Below are 24,976 nucleotides of genomic sequence, written 5' to 3' on the forward strand. Positions count from 1 at the left end.
TGAATTGCATGGAACTCGAATACGAAAGTAAACGACCGCTATACATCCCTTATGCTGGCCCTATCTTGCTGGAATTCCCCCTTCTGAACAAAGGCAGTGCGTTCTCAATTGAAGAGCGTAATGACTTCAACCTGAATGGCCTGCTGCCAGAAACAGTGGAAAGCATTGAGGAGCAGGCAGAGCGCGCATGGCGTCAGTTCCAGGACTTTAAGAACAATAACGATAAACACGTCTATCTGCGCAATATCCAGGACACCAACGAAACGTTGTTCTACCGCCTGCTCGATAATCATCTGGAAGAGATGATGCCGATCATTTACACCCCAACGGTGGGCGCTGCCTGCGAGCACTTCTCTGAGATTTATCGTCGTGCACGCGGTTTGTTCATCTCTTACCCGAACCGTGCCAACATTGAAGATATGCTGCAAAACGCCACCAAGCAGAATGTGAAGGTGATTGTGGTCACCGACGGTGAGCGTATCCTCGGCCTGGGTGACCAGGGCATTGGCGGGATGGGTATTCCTATCGGTAAACTCTCCCTCTACACCGCCTGTGGCGGGATCAGCCCGGCCTATACCCTCCCGGTTGTGCTGGATGTGGGGACCAACAACCAGCAGTTGCTGAATGACCCGCTGTATATGGGCTGGCGTCATCCGCGTATTACGGGTGAAGAGTACGAAAGCTTCGTGAATGACTTTATTCATGCCGTGAAAAGCCGCTGGCCTAACGTGCTGTTGCAGTTCGAAGATTTCGCACAGAAAAATGCGATGCCGCTGCTTGAGCGCTATCGTGATGAAGTCTGCTGCTTCAATGATGATATTCAGGGCACCGCGGCAGTGACGCTGGGGACGCTGATTGCCGCCAGCCGTGCAGCAGGCAGCAAGCTATGTGAACAGAAAGTGGTGTTCCTGGGGGCGGGCTCAGCCGGTTGTGGTATTGCCGAGCAGATCATCGCGCAGATGAAGTCTGAAGGCCTCAGCGATGAAGAGGCCCGTGGGCGCGTCTTTATGGTCGATCGTTTCGGTTTGTTGACCGATAAGCTGCCCAACCTGCTTAACTTCCAGAGCAAACTGGTGCAGAAAAGCGAAAACCTGACCGCCTGGGACAGCAGCAGCGACTCGCTGTCACTGCTCGATGTGGTGCGTAACGCGCAGCCAAACATTATGATCGGCGTGTCCGGCCAGCCAGGCCTGTTCAGCGAAGAGATTGTGCGCGAAATGCACAAACACTGTGCGCGTCCCATCATCATGCCGCTGTCTAACCCGACCTCTCGTGTAGAAGCAACACCGCAGGATATTATGGCGTGGACCGACGGTAATGCTTTAGTGGCGACGGGCAGTCCGTTCTCCCCGGTCACCTGGAAGGATAAGATCTACCCAATTGCCCAGTGTAATAACTCGTATATCTTCCCGGGGATTGGCCTTGGCGTGATTGCGTCGGGTGCAACGCGCGTCACGGACGGCATGCTGATGGCGGCAAGCCGGGCGCTGGCAGAGTGTTCTCCGCTGGCCAACGAGGGTTCTGGCCCGGTCCTGCCTGAAGTGAAAGATATTCAGGGCGTGTCAAAACTGATCGCCATGGCAGTGGGAAAAGCCGCACAGCTATCAGGCGTGGCAGTGGTGACCTCCGAAGATGTGCTATCGAAGGCTATCGCGGCCAACTTCTGGCTGCCGCAGTACCGTAATTATCGCCGTACCTCAATCTGATACAGCGATTTCCCTTCCAGGCGGGTCATACTCTCCGCCTGGAAGGGGTTATTGCGCGAAAAATCCCCATCCGATACGGTGTGACTTGCTTCACCTCTCCGCCTCAAGTAGCCTTGAATCCACATTCCACCGCCAACCTGAGCGCCATTCCGCATGTTGAAACGCCTGATTTATGGTCTGATTATCATCATTGCCCTGGTGGTACTGACCGCGCTTGGCCTCGATCGCTGGATGAGCTGGAAAACCGCACCTTATATCTATGACGATCTGAAAGCGCTGCCACACCGTCAGGTTGGCGTGGTTCTGGGTACCGCCAAATATTACCGGACCGGGGTCATCAACCAGTATTATCTGTACCGCATGCAGGGGGCGATTAACGCCTACAACAGCGGCAAGGTCAGTTATCTGCTGCTGAGTGGCGACAATGCCCAGCAAAGCTATAACGAACCGATGACCATGCGCCGCGACCTGATTGCCGCAGGCGTGGCACCCTCCGATATCGTGCTGGATTATGCTGGTTTCCGCACCCTCGATTCGATTGTGCGCACCCGGAAAGTGTTCGATACCAACGATTTTATTATTATCACTCAGCGTTTCCACTGTGAGCGTGCGCTGTTTATCGCCCTGCATATGGGGATTCAGGCCCAGTGTTATGCCGTTCCCTCGCCCAAAAATATGTGGAGCGTGAGAACGCGTGAAGTCGGTGCACGTTTGGGTGCGCTGGCCGATCTGTATCTGATGAAGCGTGAGCCGCGCTTCCTCGGGCCGCTGGTGCCCATCCCGGCGCGGCATGAAGTACCGGAAGACGCCCAGAGTTATCCAGCGGTGACCCCAGAGCAGTTACTGGAGATACAGAAGAAGAAATAACAAAAGGGCTGACCAGAAAAGGTCAGCCCTTCAGGCGAGGCGTGCCTCGCCTCTACGTATCGTCGAGTGAGCGCTTATCGTAGGGGACGGGCATGCCCGTCCCGAAACCCGTCGAGCTCGCCTCGCCGCTATTTCTTACGTGCGTACTTCAGGGAGTCCAGCGCAACGGCGAAGATAATAATGCCGCCCTTGATGATGTACTGCCAGTAAGGGTTAACCCCGATATAGGTCAGACCGTAGTTGATCACCGTAAAGATAATCACCCCGGTCACAACACCCGCAACCGTACCCACGCCCCCTGCAAATGACACCCCACCGACCACACAGGCAGCGATCGCATCCAGCTCATACATAAAGCCGAGGTTGTTAGTAGCAGAACCGATACGCCCCGCTTCCAGCATCCCGCCAAAGGCATAGAACACACCGGACAGTGCATAGACCAGAATCAGGTTGAAGGGAACGTTAACACCAGAGACGCGTGCCGCTTCCGGGTTACCACCGATGGCGAAAATGTTTTTACCGAAGCGGGTTTTGTTCCACAGGATCCACACCACAAAGATGGCGATAATCGCGTAGAAGGTAATGTATGACAGTTTGAAATCACCGAAACGCAGGAATCCCTGAGCAAAGGTAGAGAATTTCTCGTCAAAGCCCGCGACCGGAGATGCCCCAACGAAGTCGTAATACAGTGAGTTAACACCGTAAACAATAATCATGGTGCCCAGCGTGGTGATAAATGGCGTCACCTTCAGGTAAGCAATGATCAGACCATTAATCAGACCAATTACGGCGCCAATCGCACAGACAATCCCGATAACAACAGCAATCGGCAGGGTTTCCAGATGCGGGAACACCTTATTGGCGTTATCCATTGCCTGTAACAGCGTTGCGGCCACAACCGCAGCCAGACCCACCTGACGTCCTGCTGACAGGTCGGTCCCCTGGGTAACAATCAGACCCGCCACACCCAGCGCGATAATCACACGCACCGAAGACTGGGTCAGGATATTACTCAGGTTCATTAAACTTAAGAACGTTGGATCCTGGATAATAATGATGGCCAGTAATACCAGCAGCACCACATAAATCCCACCTTCTTTCAGCCAGGTGAGCAAACTTTTCTTATTCACTGCTTTCATAGTAACAGCCCTTACATCATTAAAGGTGCAACGATGCCAAACGCAATATTTCGTTTTGCGTGGTAGTCTTCGTTTCGACAATGCCTGCGGCCAGGCCATTACTCATTACCAGAATACGATCGGTAACGCCCAACAACTCTGGCATTTCGGAAGAGATGATAATAATCCCCTTTCCTTTTTTCGCCAGTTCAGAAATCAGCTGATAGATTTCGAATTTCGCCCCAACGTCAATACCACGTGTGGGTTCATCGAGCATCAGTATTTCTGGTTGCGTTAATAACCAACGACCAATAATCACCTTCTGCTGGTTACCACCGGACAATGAACCAATCGACGTATGATGTCCGGGCGTTTTCACCCGCATAGAGTCAATCACCCATTGGGTATCACTCTTCATTCGGGTGTTATCCAGCAAACCAATACTGTTTTTATATTTACCGATATTTGAAATCAGTGAATTAAAACCAATATCAAGGTAAGCGTAAATCCCGGTAGAACGACGTTCTTCAGTCACCAAAGCAAAACCATGATTAATGGCTTCATTGGCGCTGTTGTTATTAATGGCCTTACCATGCAGCTTAATCGTACCGCCTGATTTTTCGCGAATACCAAACAGTGTTTCAACAATGTCAGTACGTTTCGCGCCGACCAGACCGGCAATCCCGAGGATCTCCCCTTTACGCAAATCAAAGGAGATGTCGCGAATCGACGGCTGACGCAGTGAGGTCAGATTACGCACTTCCAGGATGGTTTCACCCGGCACATTGGTCTTATCCGGGAAGCGCTGATTCAGCGACCGCCCAACCATCATGGCAATAATCTTATCCATATCCAGCCCTTCCAGCGGCTGAGTGGCAATCCACTGTCCGTCGCGCAGGATGGTAATTTCATCACACAGCTGGAAGATCTCTTCCATCTTGTGAGAGATATAGATAATGCCGCAGCCACGATCTTTCAGCTTACGAATAATCGTAAACAGGTGATTAACTTCTTTTTCCGTCAACGATGAGGTGGGCTCATCCATAATGACGATTTTTGCGTTATAGGAAAATGCTTTCGCAATCTCAATCATCTGCATTTGAGAAACAGACAGTGAAACCACTTTGTCACGCGGGTCAATATCAATATCCAGCTCGTCGAAAATCGCTTTGGTATCGCGATACATTTTATCCTGATCGACGAAAAAGCCTTTTTTTGGATAACGACCCAGCCACATGTTATCCATAACCGTACGTTGCAGAACCAGGTTTAATTCCTGATGCACCATCGACACGCCATTTTCCAGCGCCTCTTTGGAGCTTTTGTAATTAATTTCCTCGCCCTGAAAAAGAATGCTCCCCGTATCTTTACTGTAAATACCAAAAAGGCATTTTAAGAGTGTTGACTTACCGGCACCATTCTCCCCCATCAAGGCGTGAATCGAATGTGGACGGACTTTTAAATTAACATTATCGAGCGCTTTAACACCGGGGAATGACTTACTGACGTCAGTCATCTCCAGTAAAAACTCGCGCTGTGTTTGCACGTTATCGCTGCCCATATTTCTACCCGGCTGAAGGTTTTTTATTCAACGCCTGAAAAACGGATGCTGGAACCAGCATCCGTATCAGATTGTACTTATTTAGGCAGGTCGGCCAGGTTGTCTTTGTCGACCGGGACATAGGCAACACGAACCACTTTGCCATCCAGTTTGTAATCAGTACCTTCGGTGGCAGGTTTACCCGCCGCCAGGTTAATCGCCATATCAATGGTCGCTTTCGCCTGGTTTTTCGCATCATTCAGCACGGTGCCGGCCATTGCGCCAGATTTCACCATCGCCAGAGCTTCTGGCAGCGCATCCACACCAAAGACCGGTACAGAGGACTTGTTGTGTGCTTTCAGTGCTTCTACTGCACCCATTGCCATCGCATCGTTATTGGCGATAACCACTTCAATTTTGTTGCCGTTCGGGCCAGACAACCACGCATCCATCTTATCTTTCGCCTGTGCGGTATCCCACATCGCGGTGTCCAGATGCAGCTGCTGCGTTTTCACGCCATCTTTGTTCAGCGTATCGATCACGTATTTGGTACGGGCTTCCGCATCCGGGTGACCTGGCTCGCCTTTTAACAGCACGAACTGAATCTGACCATCTTTGTTCAGATCCCAGTTGGCATTCGCTTTCCAGTGTTTCTCAATCAGCTCACCCTGCTTCACGCCAGACTCTTTAGAGTCAGTACCGACGTAGTAAGCTTTGTCATAGCTGGCCAGTGCTTTCGCGGTCGGTTCTTTATTGAAGAACACAACCGGGATATCGTTAGCTTTTGCTTTGCTGATCACAACGGCAGCAGCAGCCGGGTCAACCAGGTTAATGGCCAGCGCTTTTACGCCCTTAGCAACCAGTACGTCAACCTGATCGTTCTGAGTAGACTGGCTGTTCTGCGAGTCATTCATCAGCAGCTGCACGCCCGGGTTGAGCTTGGCTTCTTTCTCAATATCCTTGCGCACGACGGACATAAAGTTGTCGTCGTATTTATAAATGGTGACGCCAATACGGGTATCTGCTGCCTGAGCAGTTGCGCCAAACAGCATGGTGGCCACCAGGGCGCTGAGAGTGAAAACCTTCTTATTCATGGTATCTCCGGTTTTTGTAGGGTAGTACTCAACGCCACGTGCCAGTCAATGATGAGGCACGGGGCGATCAGTTTGTTGGCGGCGGCGCGAAATGTTACATCTACGATCTGCGGCACCGACATATTGCTAACATCAAACCCGACTTCCCTGTACGGAATGCTTCCTGAATGCTGTGTGTGAAACTGTTTCGCAGGGAGGGCAAATGAGCGTCACAAGGGGACGTTCTGCCGTTACATAATGTTTCAAACCCTGCAGGACGCTGCCATCATAGAGAAGGCCTTGTTAATTAACTGTGAATTTACTCACAGATTGGAAACGGTTACATCGTAGATTCGCCTGAGTTAGTGACGGCCGCCACATTTTGTCGTGTTGCCACTGAATGGCGTCGCACCAGGGTCGGCATAAAGCAGTGCTGGGCGCTGCTGTCCAGCTCCCCGGCGGCGCCTTTGAGCGCCAGCTCAGTGGCCAGTTTTGCCATAGAAACAATCGGGTAGCGCACGGTACTGAGCTGCGGATCGGTGTAACGCGAGATGGGAATATCATCGAACCCGACGACAGAAAGCTGCTGCGGCACCGCAATACCATTATCTTTCAGGGCGGCCAGCGCCCCGGCAGCCATACTGTCGTTGTAGGCAAACACTGCCGTCAGCTGCAGGTTACGCCCCAGCAGCTCCACCATCGCCGCCTCACCGCCCTGTAAATCAGGCTCACCGCTGGCACACCAGCTTTCAACGGGCGTCACGCCCTGCTCGCTCAGCGCCTGAGACCAGCCCTCACGACGCTGATCGTTGTCTTCAATCGGATGTACGGAACCTAAGTAGCCAATGCGCTGGTGACCGTGCTGTTGCAACATACGCATCGCCATCAGCGCCCCGCTGACGTTGTCGAGACAAACGCAGCGATGGGCAAAACCGGGGACAATGCGGTTGACCAGAACCATGCCCGGCACCTGCTGCATGAGAGAAGCAAGCTCGGCGTCTGGCAAGGCTTTAGCATGAACAATCAAGGCGTTACAGCGCTGGCGAATCAATACTTCAATCGCGTGACGCTCTTTATCTGCCTGATGATAGGAGTTGTTGATTAACACATGTTTGTGCAGACGCTGGGCAACGGTATCAACCGCTTTCACCAGCGCGCCAAAGAAGGGATCGGACACGTCCATCACCACCACACCAATGGTGTCGCTGACCTGCGTGGCCAGCGCCTGGGCGTTCGCATTGGGACGATAACCGAGGCGTGCAACCGTTTTCAGCACCACCTCGCGGGTGTCTCCGGTCACCGCCGCACTGTTATTCAGCACCCGGGAGACCGTAGCGACCGAAACGCCCGCCTCGCGGGCAACATCACGTATGGTAATCATGAGCGATTACCACTGAAGCCTGTTATTTGCATAGCTCTTCCTGACCCAGACGCATTCTGACGTCTATTCTGTCAGGTGAAAGACCCGGGCTACGTGAAATCCGTCACAGGCTTGAAAACGGTTACATACAATTTTTTAACCTTTGTGATGAACATCATCTTCCAACGGTTTTTTCTCTACCCCCACCCCGGTCAGCTGGCGCCATAACCACTCGACGGGGCCCTGACGGAATATCCGCAGCCAAAAGTGGGAAAACAACAGGTTAACGACCCAGACCAGCGGAACAATCAGCAGCAACTGCAGGCGGTCGAAGTGATTGAACAATGCAAAGTGGTTAAACAGCGTGGTACAAATCAGCGTCTGTAACAGATAATTGGAGAGTGCCATTCTGCCCACCGCACTCACCATTAGCGTCAGGCGAAAACGCTGGAGCTGCGGCCACCAGCCAAAGCACAGCGCGGCGTAGCCCAGCGACTGCAAGGGGGCACTGATTTCACGCGGCACCTGCAGGAAGAAGCCCGCCCAGCGAAACTCCCATTTGACGTGCCATTGTAACGCAATCGACAACCCTTCAATCAGCATGCCGGCCAGCACCAGCATCGCGCCCGTACGGCGATAATGTTTCAGGCTCCAGGTGCCGCGCAGCCAGCCGCTGCGCATCAATGCGGCACCCACCATCATCAGGCCCGCCAGCTGCCAGCCATACTGCGCCGCCAGCGCCATCAGCGCCGACCCCAGCATATCCAGGCGATTGACCATCGCCTCCCAGCCACCCTGCGTGCGCCAGAAGGTTTCATACTGCACGTCGGCCGCGCCTGCCAGCCATGAACTGTTCGGATTTGGCCCGGATGCCATGCCGAGTACCACCAGCACCGCACTGCCAATCAGGTAAAGCATTAACCCGGTATTGAACAGCTGCTTTGTACCGGGCACATCGCGGATCATGCGCCAGGTCACCAGCCCGGTCAGCCCGTAAGCCAGCAGGATATCGCCCTCCCATAGCAGTAAGGCGTGCAGGAAACCGAAGATCACCAGCCAGGAGAGGCGTGACTGTATCCAGCGCTTACCGCGCGGCAACAGCAGTTGCAGCCCGGCACCGAACAGGATGGCAAATAGCGTGAGGAATTTTGCCTGGGCAAACAGATCCATCGCAGCCCATACCAGAAAATCGCGGGTCGATGGCAATCCTTGCCAGGCTGGATTCAGATAAGCCGCCTTCGGCAAACCAAAGGCGGTGATATTCAGCAGAAGAATGCCAAGAATGGCCAGTCCACGAATAAAATCGAGAGGAAGAATACGGGACATGGAGGCAATCCTGTAGGGGCCAGGCATGCCTGGCCCTGAACATTAGCGATGGCGTACCGAGCGCAGGAACTCCTGGCGCGTGTTCTGGCTGGACTTGAACAGCCCACCCAACGAGGTCGTTGTGGTGGCGCTGGTGGCATCGCGAATACCGCGCGCTTTCACACAATAGTGCACGGCATCAATGGACACCGCGACGTTGCTGGTGCCCAGCAGTGTTTGCAGTGCGACCAGAATCTGCTGCGTCAACCGTTCCTGCACCTGCGGCCGCGAGGAGAAGAACTGCACGATACGGTTGATTTTCGACAGACCAATCACCTTCTCTTTCGGGATATAGGCCACGGTCGCCTGACCATCGATAATCACAAAGTGATGTTCACAGGTGCTGGTCAGCGTAATATCACGCACGGTCACCATTTCATCCACTTTCATCTTGTTTTCGATAACGGTGATTTTCGGGAAGTTGGCATAGTCCAGGCCGGAGAACACTTCATTAACGTACATTTTGGCAATACGCTGCGGTGTTTCAGCCAGGCTGTCATCTTCCAGATCAAGATTGAGCAACTGCATAATTTCGGTCATATGACCGGCGATCAGCTGCTTACGCGTATCGTCATCCATTTCACGCACAGGTGAACGCAGCGGGGTTTCCAGGCCGCGGGCAACCAGCGCCTCATGAACCAGTGTGGCTTCCTGACTTAACGTCGCCATTTGTCTCTTTTCTCCAGCAGGTCTGACAAAATCCAATCCTCAATAGATTTCATGATGCAGGAAGGCAGCAACCGAACGAATCCCCGGGAGCTTACAACAAGTAAGTGACCGGGGTGAGTAAGGGCAGACAACGCACCTGCAGCGTGAAAGATGAAGAGGATTTCTGAGGCGCTATTTTGGAACACATTTGGAGTCTGATCCAGTGAATCAATTTAATTGTCGATGAAACAGTTTCATTCAGCTGCCGCCTCGCGATGCCACACCAGCACTCCCGCCACCAGCAGCGCCGCCCCGGCCACATACAACGCGGGTTCAAGACGGTGCGTCAGCGCCGTAGAGATCGCCGATAACATCGGCCCCACCAGTTGCCCGACTGCGTAACCGGTGGTCAGTAATCCGGCGAGATAGCGCGTGTGCAGCGGGGCCAGTTCACGGGCATATTGCAGAGAAAGCTGTACTACACAGAGAAAGCCGCCACCAATCAGCGCCGATCCCAGCGCCAATCCGCCCAATCCGGGGATCAGATCCGCTGCAAAAACCCCCAGCGCCTGCACCCACAGCACCAGCGCCAGGCGACGGTTACTGTCACCCAGGTGACGGGTCAGAATACCGATAGCGATCCCCACCACGGCAGCCCCACCAAACACCGGCCAGACAAACTGGCTGATCAGGCCGGGAAAACGTGTGGTCGCCATCTGTGACAGAAAGGTTGCGGGCAGAATATAGCCAAATCCGGCCAGACTGTAGCTCCAGACCAGCCGCTTCAGCCCAGGTGTCAGGCGCAGCGGCTCCGGGGCGGTTTCCGGGCGATGCAACTGACCGGTACGCGGTAAGGTGCGGGCAATCAGCGCCACCAGGGCCAGCGCCAGCACGCCATAAGCGCCCCAGGCCCAGGCCGCGCTGACCTGCTGGCTGTGCAGCCACACCGCCAGCAGTCCGCTGATCAAAATCCCGGTCCCCGGCCCGGCGAACACGGCGGCACTCAGCCCCGGACGCTGATAACGGTGCAACTGCTCATTGCTCCAGGCTGCAATCAGCACCATGGCCCAGCCGCTGGCCCAGCCAATCAGGAAGCGCACCACGCCGTGCTGCCACGGGCCGGAAACCAGGGCGGAAATCAGCGTCAGCGCAACGGCTCCCCAGACCCCCGCCTGTAAGCGCCATTCCACGCGCCGCGTAGCACGCATGGCATCAAACGAACCGCACAGATACCCCAGATAGTTCAGCGCCGCCACCACCGCCGCACTCGTCAGCGATAGCTGATTTTCGCCTATCATTAAAGGCACCTGTGGGGTAAAGGCAAAGCGCCCTATCCCCATCGCCACCACCAACGTCAGAAAAGCACATAGCGCAACACGTACTGCCATTTTTGACTCCCGAGCCGATTTTCAGTTGCCATCAGCATGAGTGATGGTTAAAATCACGAAAAGTGAATAATACTAACTAAGTTGCTGACGATAAGAGAACGAATGGACCTGACCCAACTTAAAATGTTCTGCGCGGTGGCTGACAGCGGTTCCGTCGTGCGGGCAGCGGAGCAGTTACATCGGGTGCCGTCAAACCTCACTACGCGCCTGCGCCAGCTGGAAGAAGAGCTGGGCACCGACCTGTTTATCCGCGAGAAGCAGCGCCTGCGCCTGTCGCCGATGGGCCATAACTTCCTCTGTTATGCTCAGCGTATCCTTGCGCTGAGCGAAGAGGCGCTGAACATGGCTCACGGTGGCAAACCGGCGGGCAATTTTGCCCTCGGATCGATGGAGAGCACGGCTGCCACGCGGCTGCCCTCACTGCTGGCAGAGTTTCATCAGCGTTATCCCGCCGTCAACCTGGCGCTGAGTACCGGTACCTCTTCTGAGATTATCGAAAAAGTGCGCGTTGGCACCCTGGCCGCCGCGCTGGCGGATGGCCCGGTCAATGCCGATGAACTCAACAGCTGTGTGGCATTTCCCGAGCAAATGGTGCTGATTTCCAGTCTGGATCATGCCGGGATCATAACGCCCGCCGATGCCGCAGGCAGCACGCTGTTTGCCTTTCGTCCGGGCTGCTCCTATCGCATTCGCTTAGAGAACTGGTTCCGCGATGCTGGCGTCCAGCCGGGCAATGTGATGGAGATTCAGTCGTATCACGCGATGCTGGCCTGCGTTGCCAGCGGCGGCGGGCTGGCATTGCTGCCTGCCGCCGTGCTGGCGCAGATGCCGGGCCACGAACGCGTGCGCCAGCACCCGCTGCCACCTGAAATGCGCGACACCGAGACCCGACTGGTGTGGCGCCGTGATGCCTTCACGCCCAACGTTGAGGCGCTGAAGTATCTGATTATTGAAGAATTTGATGAGAAGTCCAGCGATTAACCGCTGTTTCCTTCAACTCTGGTTACGCTTATTACACCCCTTTGAAAGAAAGACAGGAGCAACATATGCAGATGATTAAAACGCGTGCCGCCGTAGCATGGGCCGCCGGTGAACCACTGAAAATTGAAGAACTGGATCTGATGCCACCGCAAAAAGGCGAAGTGCTGGTCCGTATCGTTGCCACTGGCGTCTGCCACACCGATGCTTACACGCTGTCCGGTAAAGATCCGGAGGGTGTGTTCCCGGCGGTGCTGGGCCATGAGGGCGGCGGCGTGGTGGAAGCCGTGGGTGAAGGCGTTACCAGCGTGGCCGTGGGCGACCATGTGATCCCGCTGTACACCCCGGAGTGTGGCAAATGTAAATTCTGTCTGTCCGGTAAAACCAACCTGTGTCAGGCGATCCGCTCCACCCAGGGCAAAGGCCTGATGCCAGACGGCACCACTCGCTTCTTCAAAGACGGTCAGCCGATTTTCCATTATATGGGCACCTCAACGTTCTCTGAATACACCGTGATTCCGGAAATCTCCCTGGCGAAAATCAGTAAAGAAGCGCCGCTGGAAGAAGTGTGCCTGCTGGGCTGCGGCGTCACCACCGGCATGGGTGCCGTGACCAATACCGCGAAAGTGAAAGAAGGCGATACCGTGGCGATTTTCGGCCTCGGCGGCATTGGCCTGTCGGCGATTATTGGCGCGAAAATGGCGAAGGCCGGACGCATCATCGGGATTGATATCAATACCAGCAAATACGATCTGGCACGCAAACTGGGCGCGACCGATCTGATCAACCCGAAAGATTTCGACAAGCCGATTCAGGATGTGATCGTTGAAATGACCGACGGCGGGGTTGACTACTCCTTCGAGTGTATTGGTAACGTCAACGTGATGCGTTCAGCTCTTGAGTGTTGTCATAAAGGCTGGGGCGAGTCCGTGATCATCGGTGTAGCCGGTGCCGGTGAGGAGATTTCTACCCGTCCCTTCCAGCTGGTGACCGGGCGCGTTTGGCGCGGTTCTGCCTTCGGTGGCGTAAAAGGCCGCTCGCAGCTGCCGGGCATCGTGGATCGTTATATGGCGGGTGACTTCCAGCTGAATGACTTTATTACCCACACCATGCCGCTGGAAGAGATCAACGACGCATTCGACCTGATGCACGAAGGGAAATCGATTCGTTCTGTGGTGCATTTCGCCAAAAAATAAGAGAGGAAAGGATGCCATCGACTCTGGAACTTCTGGAAGAACATCGCCTGTTTGGCGGCTGGCAGCAGCGCTACCAGCATCAGTCTGAGACGCTGAACTGCGCGATGACCTTCAGCGTCTTTTTACCGGGACCGAAAAGCAGTTCACCGCCACCCGTGGTCTACTTTCTGGCGGGACTGACCTGTAGCGACGAGAACTTTAGCGTGAAATCCGGTGCGCAGCGCGTGGCGGCCGAACTGGGCCTGGTGCTGGTGATGCCGGATACCAGCCCGCGCGGCGAAGGCGTTGCCAACGACGACGGTTACGACCTCGGTCAGGGTGCCGGTTTCTACCTCAATGCCACCGAAGCGCCCTGGGCAGACCATTTTCACATGTACGATTACATCAACACTGAATTACCTGCATTGATTGCCGGTAATTTCAATGTCAGCGATCGTCAGGCGATTATGGGGCATTCGATGGGCGGCCACGGTGCACTGATGATTGCACTGCGTAACCCGGGTAAATTCAGTTCGGCGTCGGCGTTCGCACCGATTGTGAACCCGCTGGAAGTGGCATGGGGGCAGAAGGCCTTCCGCACCTATCTGGGGGATGATATCAACACGTGGAAGCAGTACGACAGCTGCTGGCTGATGCGTAACGGTGGTGCCGTGCTGCCGATGCTGGTCGATCAGGGCGATAACGATCAGTTCCTCGCCGATCAGCTGAGGCCGCAACGGCTGGAGGCCATCGCGCTGGAGCTGAACTATCCGTTAACCGTGCGGGAACAGCCCGGTTACGACCATAGCTACTTCTTTATCGCCAGCTTTGTGGAAGATCACCTGCGCTTCCATGCGCAGCATCTGCTGGTGTAAATCGCGCACGACTCAGGGCGAGGCATGCCTCGCCCCTACCCAAGATCACCGCACCCTCCTGAACGTAGGGGTCGGGCATGCCCGACCCTGCCCAATATCACCGTACCCTCCCTGAACGTAGGGGGCGGCCATGCCCGACCCTACCAATATCACCGTAGCCACCCTGAACGTAGGGGGCGGCCATGCCCGACCCTACCAATATCACCGTAGCCACCCTGAACGTAGGGGTCGGGCATGCCCGACCCTTCTGCGGCAGGCCCGCGCTAGCTGATGGCCTCTGCCACTAAACCATCAATCAACACCTGCGGCACACCCTGCGAGCAGCGCTCAATGCGCCCTTTTACACCATACACCCGCGCCAGACTTTCCGGCGTAATCACCGCTTCCGGTAAACCATCGGCAATCAACTCACCGTTTTGCAGCATCAATACGTGCTCGCTGTGACGCAGCGCGATATTAATATCATGCACCACCACGACGGTCACGATGTTGCGCAGGCGGGTTTCCCGCCGCACTAAATCCATCACGTGGAACTGGTAATTGAGGTCGAGTGCACTTAACGGCTCGTCCAGCAGCAACAGCTCCGGGCGGCGGATTAGCGACTGCGCCAGCCCGACTAACTGTTTCTGACCGCCGGACAGCTGGTCAAGATAACTCAGCGCCAGATGCGCGATACCCAGTTGCTCCAGCAGCGCCATCACTTCGGCTTCGCTGCTGGCATTACTGCGCCCGCCGCTGGCTCGCTGCGCCACAATAATCGACTCCAGCACATGCAGATGCACCCCGGCCGGCAGCGACTGCGGCAGATACACCACGCGTGAGGCACGGCGGGCAAACGGCAACGCCATCAGGTCTTCACCGTTCAGCCACAGTTCACCTTTGGCGCGGTTCAGCCCGGCCAGCGAGCGCAGCAGCGTTGACTTGCCGCAGCCGTTAGGCCCCAACAGCACGGTAATTTTGCCACGTGGCAGCAGCGGAACATTGAGATTGCTGATCACCTGACGTTTTGGATAACCGGCATGGAAACCGCTAATTTTCAGCCCCTGCATCAGACACTCCCCCGATGGCGCAGAATAATACTCAGGAAGAACGGCACGCCCACCAGTGAGGTGACAATCCCTACAGGAATGATGACGCCAGAGATCAGGTTCTTCGATACTACCGATGCCATCGACAGCACCAGTGCCCCCGTCAGCGCACTGGCGGGCAAATAGAAGCGGTGATCCTCACCAAAAATCATACGGGCAATATGCGGTGCTACCAGGCCGATAAAGCCAATCGGGCCGACAAACGCCACCGCCAGTGCCGAGATCACGCTGATGCGCAGCAGCGTAACCAGACGCAGGCGGCGCACATCAATACCGAAACTCACGGCCCTATCTTCACCCAGACGCAGCGCCGTCAGTTTCCACGCGCTTAACATCGAGAACGGCACCAGGATCAGCAGCGCCACGCAGAGCACCGCCAGCTTTTCCCACGAGGCGCGCGCCAGGCTGCCCATCGTCCAGAATACCAGCCCCTGCAAAGTATCTTCGCTGGCAATAAACTGCATCATCGAGACCAGTGCATTGAAGGTAAACACAAGCGCGATACCAAACAGCACCACACCGGAGGTGGACACCTGCGTCCAGCGCGTAACCGCGTCCAGCATCAGTGCAGCCAGCAGCGCAAAGACAAATGCATTGGCGGAGATAAACCACTGGTCCGGGATGCCCGGGATACCAATGCCCAGCACAATGGCCAGTGCAGCACCAAAGGCGGCGGCAGACGACACCCCAAGGGTAAACGGGCTGGCCAGCGGGTTATTCAGGATGGTCTGCATCTCAGCCCCGGCAAGGCCCAGTCCTAAGCCCACCACCACAGCCATCAACGCATACGGCAGGCGTATGTCCCAGACGATCACCCGGGTACCGGCATCAACCGTCTCCGGTGACAGCAGCGTTTGCCATAATACCTGTAACGACAGGCCGGACGGGCCAAGCGTGAAGTCCAGCACCAGCGAAGCGGCGATCGCCAGCACCAGTACGGCCATAATTAACAGTCGGTGGCGCAGCAGCTGGTGGTAACGCCCCATGACACCTTCAGGCGGGATGTTGCCCGCGTGCTGCACGGGTTCCTGGGTCAGACTCATTCTCAATACCTGCTAGAAATGTATTTAATGCCGCTTAAAATAAAGCAAATGCGAATACTAATCAGTAATATTTTTAGTCTGTTTTATTGACATAAATGATTCAGATAAAAAAAGGCGCGGGATCCGCGCCTTCTTCTGTTATCCCATCGCCATTACTTTTCGAACTTAGGGAATTCCATCTCACTGTACTTCACAAAACGCGTTTTGCGCGTCAGCTTGAAGCCAAACCAGATAATCAGGAACAGCGGGATGCCAATATAGGTGGCCGCTACGCCGCCCCAGTCAATGGTATCCGACAGGAACGCCTGATAGTTCTGGCCCAGGGTAATAATCAGACACAGCACAAACGCAAAGATCGGCCCCAGCGGGAAGAAACCAGAACGGTACGGCAGATCGGCCAGATCCCGGCCCTGAGCCACATACCCTTTACGGAAACGATAATGACTGATAGCAATACCCAGCCAGGCAATAAATCCCGTCATCCCGGAGGTGTTTAGCAGCCATAGGTACACCGTCTGATTGCCAAACATCGAGGTCAGGAAGCACAGCCCCGCCACCACTGTTGTGGCATACAGCGCATTACGCGGCACACCGCCTTTGGACAGTTTGGCGAAGATACGCGGTGCTTTACCCTCTGAAGCCAGGGTATAGAGCATACGCGTGGAGGCATACATCCCGGAGTTCCCCGCTGACAATACCGCCGTCAGGATCACCGCATTCATGACTGCCGCTGCCGACAGCAGGCCGGCATGCTGGAATACCAGCGTGAACGGGCTGACGCTGATATCGGTCACATTGTTACGCAGCAGGCTTGGGTCGGTGTAAGGGATAATCAGGCTGATCACCAGAATCGCAAACACATAGAACAGCAGGATGCGCCAGAACACCTGACGGACCGCACGTGGAATGTTCTTCGCCGGGTCTTCCGATTCCCCGGCGGCAATACCAATTAATTCGGTGCCCTGGAACGAGAAGCCAACGATCATCGCCACGCCAATCATCGCGGCAAAGCCACCGGAAAACGGCGCATCACCAATCTGCCAGTTATGCCAGCCTGCACTTTCACCGCCGCGCAGAATGCCCACGATCATCGCTACACCCACGATAATAAAGATGATGACGGTGACCACTTTGATCAGCGAGAACCAGTATTCCGCTTCACCAAAGCCTTTTACGGAGATGTAGTTCAGCAGGAAGATCAGGCAGAGGAACAGTGCGCTCCAGATCCAGCCCGGGGTGTCCGGGAACCACCAGGTCATCACCAGCTGTGAAGCGACAAGGTCAACGGCGATGGTGACCGCCCAGTTGTACCAGTAGTTCCAGCCCAGCGCGAAGCCAAAGCCTTCTTCGACGTATTTGGCGCCGTAGGTAGAAAATGAGCCTGAAACCGGCATAAAGGCCGCCAGCTCACCGAGGCTGGTCATCAGGAAGTAAACCATCAGGCCAATCAGCATATAGGACAGTAATGCCCCGCCTGGACCCGCCTGAGAAATAGTGGCACCTGAGGCGACAAATAAGCCTGTGCCAATCGAACCGCCAATGGCGATCATGGTTAAGTGACGTGCTTTTAGTTCACGTCTTAATCCAGTGGGTTGTGTTGTTGTTGTGTCATGATCCATGTTTTAACGCTGCGCCTTGCAAAAAATAAGGCGCGATTATAGCAACCTGGCGGGGGTCGTATAGCGATTACGCCACGTTATAAGTTAGCTTCATGATCGGCGGGAAATTATTAGCGTAACACGGGAGAGGCGTGCTCTCCCCTGTCAGAGCGCATGATTTCGCAGGGGTCGGGCATGCCCGACCCGGGTTTTATTCCGTGCAATAGCTCAGAAAACGGTTCAGCGCCTTCGAGAGGTGTTTCTGCCGATGATGAATCCGGTACAGCGTGCGTTTGAGTTTTGGCAACGGAATGGTCACTTCGACCAGCGTCCCCATCTCCAGTTGTTCGGCAATCACCCTCCGCGACAGGCAGCTGATCCCCATGCCGTGACGCACCGCATTTTTAATCGCCTCAGAGTTACCCAGCTCCAGCGCCAGATCGAACTGCGGCAGATGTGACAACAGCAGATAGTCGACGATTTCACGCGTGCCGGAGCCATGTTCGCGCAGGATCCAGGGCGCGGCGGCCAGGCTCTGTAACGTCACCGGCTGGTTGAGAATATCGGCATTCGGGGCCGCAAAAACCACCAGCTCATCTTCCAGCCAGGGCTCCGTGATCAATTCAGCCATATGGCATGGCCCTTCAATCAGGCCAATATCCACCCGAAAATCAGCGACATCCGTAATCACGTCCTGGCTGTTACCGACGCTCAGCTCTAAAGGCAGCATCGGGAAATCGCGGCGGTAGTGGGCGATCATGCCGGGTAACAGATAGTTGCCGATGGTGCTGCTGGCCGATACGCGCAATGCCCCGTTGTCTTCACGGAATAACTGCTCAATATCCTGCGCCTGCTCAAGCAGCCCAACGGCACGTGGATATAACAGGCGGCCATGTTCGTTAATGACCAGGCGTTTGCCGACCCGGTCAAACAACTGGACACTCAGTTGGCCTTCAAGATCGGCCAATGCGGCACTGACCGCTGACTGGGAAAGTGCCAGCACCTGAGAGGCCTGAGTGGTTGAACCGCTTTTCAGGACTTCGGTGAAGACTTCCAGTTGGCGCAGGGTGATATGCATCGTCATTCCTTTCACAAAAAAAGTGGCTTACAAGTAGACTGCTTAACACTTAGAGTGGTTGATTATAAGTATATAATCAATTTATCTTTTAAGTAAGTTGCCATCATCATATCGCCATCATCTTATGGAGGAAGATATTTTGGCTGACATCGCTCTCAAAAATCATCATCACTCGATACAGCACTTTATTCCAGGCCTCGCGCTGGCAGGCGGGATTGCCGCGCTGGCTATCTGGGCGGGCAATATCCCCTGGGTTGCCGGACTGGGGCTGGGCGCACTGACCCTGGCGATTGTATTTGGCATCGTCGCTGGCAATACGCTGTATCCCCTCATTTATCCGTCTTGCGATAGCGGTATTCTGCTGGCAAAGCAGAAGCTGCTACGGCTGGGCATTATTCTCTATGGCTTTCGGTTAACCTTCCAGCAAATAGCCAACGTCGGCATCAGTGGCGTGATCATCGATATCATGACCCTGAGCTCCACGTTCTTTATTGCCTGCTGGCTGGGGCGTAAAGTCTTCGGGCTGGATCGCGACACGGCCTGGTTGATTGGCGCCGGTAGCAGTATCTGTGGTGCCGCGGCCGTGCTGGCAACAGAACCCGTGCTGAAAGCCGAAGCCTCAAAAGTCGCGGTGGCCGTGGCTACGGTTGTGATCTTTGGCACTATCGCGATTTTCCTTTATCCGCTGTTATATCCGCATGTCTTACAAATGTTTCCGTCGGTGACACCTGAAAGCTATGGTATTTACACGGGCTCTACGATGCATGAAGTCGCGCAAGTGGTCGCGGCAGGACATGCTATCGCCCCGGAAACAGAGAACGCGGCGGTGATCAGTAAAATGCTGCGCGTGATGATGCTGGCCCCCTTCCTGGTGATCCTCAACTGGCAGATGAAGCGCATGCGGCCAGCCACTGAAACTCAGAGCAAAAGCGCACTCTCTTTCCCATGGTTCGCTCTGCTGTTTATTGTTGTCGCGCTGTTTAACTCTCTGCATCTGTTCCCACAGTCCGTCGTCAACGCCATTAACCAGCTGGATAATGTCTTTCTGGCGATGGCCATGGCAGCGCTCGGCGTCACGACGCAGGTCAGCCAACTGAAGCGCGCCGGGATGCGCCCGATTCTTCTGGGCCTGACGCTGTTTATCTGGCTGATAGTGGGCGGTGGTGCTATCAACCTGTTGGTTCAACATTTGATGGCATAGTTTCCGCACTTTTCCGGTTATGATGACCTGACTGCCATTAGGCAGGCCATTAACAGGAGAACGGCATGAAATATATCGGTGCCCACGTCAGCGCAGCTGGCGGTGTGGATAAAGCGGTTGAACGCGCATACGAACTGGAAGCCACTGCTTTCGCGCTCTTTACGAAAAATCAGCGTCAGTGGCGCGCGGCTCCGCTGACTGATGAAGTGATTTCGGCCTTTCGCACTGCCTGTGAAAAGTATCACTACACTCCCGGGCAAATCCTGCCCCACGACAGCTATCTGATCAACCTCGGCCACCCGGTAGAGGAGGCCCTGGAAAAATCACGCGAAGCTTTCCTCGATGAAGTGACACGCTGCCAGCAATTGGGGCTGACGTTGTTGAATTTCCACCCCGGTAGCCACCTGCATCAAATCAGCGAAGACGACTGCCTTCAGCGCATTGCTGAGTCGATCAACATCGTGCTGGATAAAACGGAAGGCGTGACGGCGGTGATCGAGAATACCGCCGGTCAGGGCAGTAACCTGGGGTTCCGCTTTGAACATCTGGCGGCGATCATTGATGGCGTGGAAGATAAATCCCGCGTCGGTGTCTGCATTGATACCTGCCACGCCTTTGCCGGGGGTTACGACCTGCGCAGTGAAGAAGAGTGCGTGAAGACGTTTGCCGATTTCGAACGCATCGTGGGCTTTCAGTATCTGCGCGGTATGCACCTCAATGATGCGAAAAGCGAGTTTAACAGCCGTGTCGATCGTCATCACAGCCTGGGTGAGGGGAATATCGGTAAGACGGTATTTAGCTGGTTGATGAAGGATAAACGCTTTGATGGGATCCCGATGATTCTTGAAACGGTCAATCCGGATATCTGGAAAGATGAAATTGCGTGGTTGAAGTCAGAGCAGAAATAAAACCCGTAGGGGTCAGGCATGCCTGACCCTGTGAAACGGGCGAGGCGTGCCTCGCCCCTACGGGGATAAGATTATACTTTCAGCGCTTCTGCTTCCGGGCGTTTCAACACCGCGTAAGAGAGACCTGCCACCAGCGTACCCACGATAATCGCCGCCAGGTAACCGACGACCGGAGTGATTGCGCCAGGGATTAACAGGACAAACAGACCGCCGTGTGGCGCCATCAGTTTGGCACCAATCGCCATCGACATTGCGCCGGTTACGGCACCGCCGATGATGCAGCAAGGCAGAACGCGCATCGGGTCACGGGCAGCAAACGGAATCGCACCTTCAGAGATAAAGCACAGACCCAGTACCAGCGCCGCTTTGCCCCCTTCCTGCTGACCTTTGTTGAACTTCCTGCGTGCAACCAGCGTTGCCAGACCCATCGCCAGCGGTGGCACCATACCGGCTGCCATAATCGCCGCCATCGGCGCATAGGTTTGCGAACTGAGCAGTCCGACACCAAAGGCATAAGCCACTTTGTTCACCGGGCCACCCATATCGGTACACATCATGCCACCGAGGATGGCGCCCAGAACCACCGCGTTAGCCGTACCCAGGTTTGCCAGCCAGGCCGTCAGACCTGCCATGATACCGGCCACCGGTTTGCCCACCACGTAGATCATCAGCAGACCTGTAATCAAACTCGCGACCAGCGGAATGATCAGAATCGGCTTTAATGCTTCCATGCTGGTCGGTAGTTTGACCTTCTGGCTAAGGAACTTCGCGGCATAACCGGCAATGAAACCGGCGATGATACCGCCAAGGAAGCCGGCGTTAATGCTGGTCGCCAGCATCCCGCCAATCAGGCCAGGCGTCAGACCCGGACGGTCTGCAATCGAGAAGGCGATAAAGCCTGCCAGCACCGGCACCATCAGGGCAAACGCACTGCTGCCACCAATCTGCATCAGCGCTGCTGCCAGCGTACCCTGCTCTTTAAACGCAGTGATACCAAAGGCGAAGGACAGGGCAATGCTCAGCCCCCCTGCGACCACCATCGGCAGCATGTAGGACACACCGGTCAACAAGTGACGATAGGCCCCTGCTTTCTCTTTTTTCTCATCCTGTGCAGCAGACTGTCCACCCTGAGGCTGGTAAACACGGGCTTCTGCCACGGCTTTATCCAGTTCCTGAGCGGTTTTCTTCAGCGCCAGGCTGGTAGAGGTGCGGTACATCGGCTTACCGGCAAATTTTGCCAGGTCCACTTCGATGTCTGCCGCAACAATCACCAGATCGGCTGCCGCCACTTCTTCAGCGGTAATGGCATTGCCAGCACCCACTGAACCACGGGTTTCCACCTTCACCCACCAGCCGCGTTTTTTCGCTTCGGTGTCAATGGCTTCGGCGGCCATAAACGTATGTGCCACACCAGTCGGACACGCAGTAATCGCGACAACACGTTTAGGCCCGGTGCTGACCGCAGCAGGCGCAGCCGCTGATGCCGCCGGTGCCTGATAAGGTTGTGCGTGAGTTTGCGCCTTTGCCAGCACCTCGGCTGGCTGACGCAGCAGCTGTTCGATGTCAGCCAGATAAATGGCTTTGCCGTTCAGTGTGCTGTCTGCCGGAATATTTTTGCCTGCCACAATGACTTGATCCGCTTCTGCCGGATTATCCGTCAGAGTCAGACCGGCGCTTGCCGCAGCCGCTGTGGTGATATTTTTTGCCAGATAGCCCGTTGCCAGCCCCAGCGAAGAATCGATTATCAGCAGCGTTTTCATTATGCGTCTCCTGCTGTTAGTTAATGAAAGGTTGTAGGTCGACACGCGCCATCATTGCGGCCAACTGGGTACGATCGGTAACGCCCACGTTGCTCTGGCTGACGGCCATAGCCGCCACTGCCGTTGCAAGACGCAGTGTGTGCTCGCTCGATTCACGCATCAGCAGGCCATATATCAGCCCGCCAACCATAGAATCGCCCGCACCCACGGTGCTCACAACTTCACAGGCAGGTGGTTTTGCAATCCATTCGCCTGAAGCATTCACCCACAGCGCCCCTTCGGCACCGAGAGAGATAACCACGTGAGCGATCCCCTGCTCACGCAGCGCATGTGCTGCTTCAATCACATCTTGTAATGTCGGTAATTTGCGGCCTGCCCAGATTTCGAGCTCACGGCGGTTGGGTTTGACCAGCCACGGTGCGGCTTTCAGGCCCGCAACCAGCGCCTCACGGCTGCTGTCAAAAATAATGCATGGGCAGTGGGTACGCAGTTGCGTCATCCACTCGGTGAAGGCATCCGGGTCAACGCCTGCTGGCAGGCTTCCGCTGACGCAGACCATGTCGAACTGCCCCAGCCAGGTCAGTGAATCCGCCGTAAAGCGCTCCCAGTCCTGTGCCGTTACGTCAAAACCTGAGAAGTTCAGGTCAGTGACATCGCCATCTTTCTCGGTCAGTTTGACGTTGATACGGGTGCGGCCTTCAACCACCTGGAAGCGGTTAGCAATCCCCAGCTCGCTGAAGAGGTGCTGGAAGCCGTCCTGATTCTCTTTACCCAGGAAGCCGCCCACGGTGACATCAATGCCCAGGTCTTTGAGAACCTTGGCCACGTTGATACCTTTACCCGCTGCGTGCAGCCCGGTGGTTTTCACCAGGTTGACTTCGCCGCGCTCAACTTCCGGAACGTACCCCACCAGATCGTAGGCAGGGTTCAGAGTAATAGTGGCGACACGTCTGCTCATGATGCACCCTCGCCCAGACCGGCAGCGATGGCTTCACCAATGGCATCCAGTGCTGCGCGGGCATCTTCACCGCTGGCGCTGAAGCGCAGGCGATGGCCTTTTTTCACGCCAAGCGCCACGACTTTCATCAGGCTGCGACCGTTAGCCGGTTTACCACTACCATCAAGGTTTGTGACAGTCACATCACAGTTAAACTGTTTGATCACACTGACCAGTGCTGTACCCGGACGCGCATGCAGGCCATGTTCGTTACGAATGGTGAACTCTTCGGTCAATACGTCAGCCTGTTCGGAGACGTCGCTGGTCAGCAAGGCGAGAATTCCGGCTGCGTCCGCACTCAGCAGACGATCCGCTTTCTGCTTAATCAGCAGATCGCTTAAGTAGTTCAGCACATTCAGCGGCTGGTCGTCGGTGACGGAAACGGTGATCAACAGTGACGCGCTTTCACCGTTAACGCTGAACGGGGCAGCAGCACGGCTGATGGCAACCGCACTGGCCAGGTTACCGTTGGTGCTGTCACTAAGCCAGATACCCTGCCCCAGATTCAGCGGCTTACCGGCAATCACGCAGCTCACGAAGGAAGCATCCACTGCGCCTGCCTGTTGCAGACGACCAGCGTTCAGTGCCTGTAAGGTCATCAGGTCACTAGCGGCCACATCGATCGTGATCAGCGAGGTATCGAATTTGAATTCTGCCGCCAGTTTTTCACCCATCAAAATACTGCGCAGGGTTTCTGCGGAGTCGGTGGTGCGCAGCTGTTCTGCCACACTGTCATCACTCAGCACATGCGTCAGCTGGCGCAGCAGCGCGAGGTGTTCGTCAGACTTCGCGGCGATACCAATCACCACGTAGGCCGTTTGATCTTCGCCCCAGGCAATGCCCTGCGGGAACTGGAACACCTGCACACCGGTTTTTAACACCAGATCGCGGGTATCGGTGGTGCCATGCGGGATAGCAATACCGTTACCGAGGTAAGTGGAGGTCTGCTGCTCGCGTGCCAGCATGCCGTCGACATAACCTTCGCCGACATTACCGGCGGCGGTCAGCGCGGCGGCGACCTGACGGATAGCATCTTGTTTGTCGCCTGCCTGGGCTCCAGGCTTAATGGCGTTGAGTTCTAACTGGAACATGGTTCTCCTCGCTGCTGATTTGAATCGTTTCAGCTAATTTGAGAAAAAAAGCGCTATCTCTGCACTAACAACCTGAGGAGACAACGCTGAAACGTTTCAATGAGTTTGGTCCCGATAGC

21 protein-coding genes are annotated in these 24,976 nt (G+C 55.3%); 7 read left to right on the forward strand and 14 right to left on the reverse strand.

Going from position 1 to position 24,976, the window contains the following annotated elements:
* Positions 1-8: 8 nt before the first annotated feature.
* Both LJN55_RS15465 and sanA read left to right on the forward strand, forming a co-directional pair.
* Positions 9-1,706: an NAD-dependent malic enzyme gene (locus LJN55_RS15465; protein WP_133841485.1), complete on the forward strand. Its 1,698-nt coding sequence runs from the start codon at positions 9-11 to the stop codon at positions 1,704-1,706.
* Between the two features lie 153 nt (positions 1,707-1,859).
* Complete coding sequence (sanA, locus tag LJN55_RS15470) at positions 1,860-2,573, forward strand: outer membrane permeability protein SanA (protein WP_133841484.1); 714 nt, start codon at positions 1,860-1,862, stop codon at positions 2,571-2,573.
* A 128-nt stretch (positions 2,574-2,701) separates the two neighbouring features.
* On the opposite strand, the gene mglC is transcribed toward sanA, so the two are convergent.
* From mglC to LJN55_RS15505, 7 genes are all read right to left on the reverse strand, one after another.
* Positions 2,702-3,712, reverse strand: coding sequence for a galactose/methyl galactoside ABC transporter permease MglC (gene mglC, locus LJN55_RS15475; protein ID WP_133841483.1), 1,011 nt, complete (start codon positions 3,710-3,712; stop codon positions 2,702-2,704).
* Positions 3,713-3,731: 19 nt separating this feature from the next.
* On the reverse strand, positions 3,732-5,252 hold the full coding sequence (gene mglA, locus LJN55_RS15480; protein ID WP_133841482.1) for a galactose/methyl galactoside ABC transporter ATP-binding protein MglA: 1,521 nt from the start codon (positions 5,250-5,252) through the stop codon (positions 3,732-3,734).
* A gap of 77 nt (positions 5,253-5,329) precedes the next feature.
* Entirely contained in the window at positions 5,330-6,325 is a 996-nt protein-coding gene (gene mglB / locus LJN55_RS15485; protein ID WP_133841481.1) for a galactose/glucose ABC transporter substrate-binding protein MglB, read from the reverse strand.
* Between the two features lie 319 nt (positions 6,326-6,644).
* Complete coding sequence (gene galS, locus LJN55_RS15490; protein ID WP_133841480.1) at positions 6,645-7,685, reverse strand: HTH-type transcriptional regulator GalS; 1,041 nt, start codon at positions 7,683-7,685, stop codon at positions 6,645-6,647.
* 135 nt (positions 7,686-7,820) lie between these two features.
* Positions 7,821-8,990, reverse strand: a complete 1,170-nt coding sequence (gene yeiB / locus LJN55_RS15495; protein ID WP_227534810.1) for a DUF418 domain-containing protein YeiB — start codon at positions 8,988-8,990, stop codon at positions 7,821-7,823.
* Between the two features lie 42 nt (positions 8,991-9,032).
* Complete coding sequence (folE, locus tag LJN55_RS15500) at positions 9,033-9,698, reverse strand: GTP cyclohydrolase I FolE (protein ID WP_133841478.1); 666 nt, start codon at positions 9,696-9,698, stop codon at positions 9,033-9,035.
* 233 nt (positions 9,699-9,931) lie between these two features.
* Positions 9,932-11,065: a YbfB/YjiJ family MFS transporter gene (locus LJN55_RS15505; protein ID WP_227534811.1), complete on the reverse strand. Its 1,134-nt coding sequence runs from the start codon at positions 11,063-11,065 to the stop codon at positions 9,932-9,934.
* 102 nt (positions 11,066-11,167) lie between these two features.
* On the opposite strand from LJN55_RS15505, the gene ptrR reads away from it, so the two are divergent.
* From ptrR to fghA, 3 genes are all read left to right on the forward strand, one after another.
* Positions 11,168-12,046 carry a putrescine utilization regulator PtrR gene (ptrR, locus tag LJN55_RS15510; protein WP_227534812.1) on the forward strand — a complete coding sequence of 293 codons (879 nt, stop codon included), beginning with the start codon at positions 11,168-11,170 and terminating at the stop codon, positions 12,044-12,046.
* 65 nt (positions 12,047-12,111) lie between these two features.
* Entirely contained in the window at positions 12,112-13,239 is a 1,128-nt protein-coding gene (locus tag LJN55_RS15515) for an S-(hydroxymethyl)glutathione dehydrogenase/class III alcohol dehydrogenase (protein ID WP_133841475.1), read from the forward strand.
* An 11-nt stretch (positions 13,240-13,250) separates the two neighbouring features.
* Positions 13,251-14,093, forward strand: a complete 843-nt coding sequence (fghA, locus tag LJN55_RS15520; protein ID WP_133841474.1) for an S-formylglutathione hydrolase — start codon at positions 13,251-13,253, stop codon at positions 14,091-14,093.
* A gap of 263 nt (positions 14,094-14,356) precedes the next feature.
* Here the strand turns inward: fghA and LJN55_RS15525 are convergent, their stop codons facing one another.
* The 4 genes from LJN55_RS15525 to yieE all read right to left on the reverse strand — a co-directional run bounded on the left by LJN55_RS15525 (position 14,357) and on the right by yieE (position 18,900).
* Positions 14,357-15,142, reverse strand: a complete 786-nt coding sequence (locus LJN55_RS15525) for an ABC transporter ATP-binding protein (protein ID WP_166653681.1) — start codon at positions 15,140-15,142, stop codon at positions 14,357-14,359.
* Positions 15,142-16,224, reverse strand: a complete 1,083-nt coding sequence (locus LJN55_RS15530) for a FecCD family ABC transporter permease (RefSeq protein ID WP_133841472.1) — start codon at positions 16,222-16,224, stop codon at positions 15,142-15,144. The genes LJN55_RS15525 and LJN55_RS15530 overlap by 1 nt, the downstream gene beginning before the upstream one ends.
* 152 nt (positions 16,225-16,376) lie before the next feature.
* A complete protein-coding gene (locus LJN55_RS15535; protein ID WP_133841471.1) occupies positions 16,377-17,843 on the reverse strand; it encodes an amino acid permease in 1,467 nt (488 codons plus the stop codon).
* A gap of 190 nt (positions 17,844-18,033) precedes the next feature.
* Positions 18,034-18,900, reverse strand: coding sequence for a DNA-binding transcriptional regulator YeiE (yieE, locus tag LJN55_RS15540; protein WP_133841470.1), 867 nt, complete (start codon positions 18,898-18,900; stop codon positions 18,034-18,036).
* 139 nt (positions 18,901-19,039) lie between these two features.
* On the opposite strand from yieE, the gene LJN55_RS15545 reads away from it, so the two are divergent.
* Both LJN55_RS15545 and nfo read left to right on the forward strand, forming a co-directional pair.
* Entirely contained in the window at positions 19,040-20,101 is a 1,062-nt protein-coding gene (locus LJN55_RS15545; protein WP_159336306.1) for a YeiH family putative sulfate export transporter, read from the forward strand.
* Between the two features lie 65 nt (positions 20,102-20,166).
* Positions 20,167-21,009, forward strand: coding sequence for a deoxyribonuclease IV (nfo, locus tag LJN55_RS15550; protein WP_133841468.1), 843 nt, complete (start codon positions 20,167-20,169; stop codon positions 21,007-21,009).
* A gap of 71 nt (positions 21,010-21,080) precedes the next feature.
* On the opposite strand, the gene fruA is transcribed toward nfo, so the two are convergent.
* Genes fruA through fruB form a run of 3 tightly spaced genes read right to left on the reverse strand, consistent with a single transcriptional unit; the run spans position 21,081 to position 24,857 of the window.
* Entirely contained in the window at positions 21,081-22,769 is a 1,689-nt protein-coding gene (gene fruA, locus LJN55_RS15555) for a PTS fructose transporter subunit IIBC (protein ID WP_133841467.1), read from the reverse strand.
* A 16-nt stretch (positions 22,770-22,785) separates the two neighbouring features.
* Positions 22,786-23,727 carry a 1-phosphofructokinase gene (gene fruK, locus LJN55_RS15560; protein WP_133841466.1) on the reverse strand — a complete coding sequence of 314 codons (942 nt, stop codon included), beginning with the start codon at positions 23,725-23,727 and terminating at the stop codon, positions 22,786-22,788.
* On the reverse strand, positions 23,724-24,857 hold the full coding sequence (gene fruB / locus LJN55_RS15565) for a fused PTS fructose transporter subunit IIA/HPr protein (RefSeq protein ID WP_133841465.1): 1,134 nt from the start codon (positions 24,855-24,857) through the stop codon (positions 23,724-23,726). The genes fruK and fruB overlap by 4 nt, the downstream gene beginning before the upstream one ends.
* Positions 24,858-24,976 lie beyond the last annotated feature (119 nt).

Origin of the sequence: Erwinia rhapontici (genome assembly GCF_020683125.1) — a bacterium.
GTDB classification, from domain to species: domain Bacteria; phylum Pseudomonadota; class Gammaproteobacteria; order Enterobacterales; family Enterobacteriaceae; genus Erwinia; species Erwinia rhapontici.

Excerpts from the sequence above, each read along its gene's own strand:
- LJN55_RS15465 (WP_133841485.1), top strand. The coding sequence starts at position 9 with ATGGAACTCGAATACGAAAGTAAACGACCGCTATACATCCCTTATGCT.
- sanA (WP_133841484.1), top strand. The coding sequence starts at position 1,860 with ATGTTGAAACGCCTGATTTATGGTCTGATTATCATCATTGCCCTGGTG.
- mglC (WP_133841483.1), bottom strand. The coding sequence starts at position 3,712 with ATGAAAGCAGTGAATAAGAAAAGTTTGCTCACCTGGCTGAAAGAAGGT.
- mglA (WP_133841482.1), bottom strand. The coding sequence starts at position 5,252 with ATGGGCAGCGATAACGTGCAAACACAGCGCGAGTTTTTACTGGAGATG.
- mglB (WP_133841481.1), bottom strand. The coding sequence starts at position 6,325 with ATGAATAAGAAGGTTTTCACTCTCAGCGCCCTGGTGGCCACCATGCTG.
- galS (WP_133841480.1), bottom strand. The coding sequence starts at position 7,685 with ATGATTACCATACGTGATGTTGCCCGCGAGGCGGGCGTTTCGGTCGCT.
- yeiB (WP_227534810.1), bottom strand. The coding sequence starts at position 8,990 with ATGTCCCGTATTCTTCCTCTCGATTTTATTCGTGGACTGGCCATTCTT.
- folE (WP_133841478.1), bottom strand. The coding sequence starts at position 9,698 with ATGGCGACGTTAAGTCAGGAAGCCACACTGGTTCATGAGGCGCTGGTT.
- LJN55_RS15505 (WP_227534811.1), bottom strand. The coding sequence starts at position 11,065 with ATGGCAGTACGTGTTGCGCTATGTGCTTTTCTGACGTTGGTGGTGGCG.
- ptrR (WP_227534812.1), top strand. The coding sequence starts at position 11,168 with ATGGACCTGACCCAACTTAAAATGTTCTGCGCGGTGGCTGACAGCGGT.
- LJN55_RS15515 (WP_133841475.1), top strand. The coding sequence starts at position 12,112 with ATGCAGATGATTAAAACGCGTGCCGCCGTAGCATGGGCCGCCGGTGAA.
- fghA (WP_133841474.1), top strand. The coding sequence starts at position 13,251 with ATGCCATCGACTCTGGAACTTCTGGAAGAACATCGCCTGTTTGGCGGC.
- LJN55_RS15525 (WP_166653681.1), bottom strand. The coding sequence starts at position 15,142 with ATGCAGGGGCTGAAAATTAGCGGTTTCCATGCCGGTTATCCAAAACGT.
- LJN55_RS15530 (WP_133841472.1), bottom strand. The coding sequence starts at position 16,224 with ATGAGTCTGACCCAGGAACCCGTGCAGCACGCGGGCAACATCCCGCCT.
- LJN55_RS15535 (WP_133841471.1), bottom strand. The coding sequence starts at position 17,843 with ATGGATCATGACACAACAACAACACAACCCACTGGATTAAGACGTGAA.
- yieE (WP_133841470.1), bottom strand. The coding sequence starts at position 18,900 with ATGCATATCACCCTGCGCCAACTGGAAGTCTTCACCGAAGTCCTGAAA.
- nfo (WP_133841468.1), top strand. The coding sequence starts at position 20,167 with ATGAAATATATCGGTGCCCACGTCAGCGCAGCTGGCGGTGTGGATAAA.
- fruA (WP_133841467.1), bottom strand. The coding sequence starts at position 22,769 with ATGAAAACGCTGCTGATAATCGATTCTTCGCTGGGGCTGGCAACGGGC.
- fruK (WP_133841466.1), bottom strand. The coding sequence starts at position 23,727 with ATGAGCAGACGTGTCGCCACTATTACTCTGAACCCTGCCTACGATCTG.
- fruB (WP_133841465.1), bottom strand. The coding sequence starts at position 24,857 with ATGTTCCAGTTAGAACTCAACGCCATTAAGCCTGGAGCCCAGGCAGGC.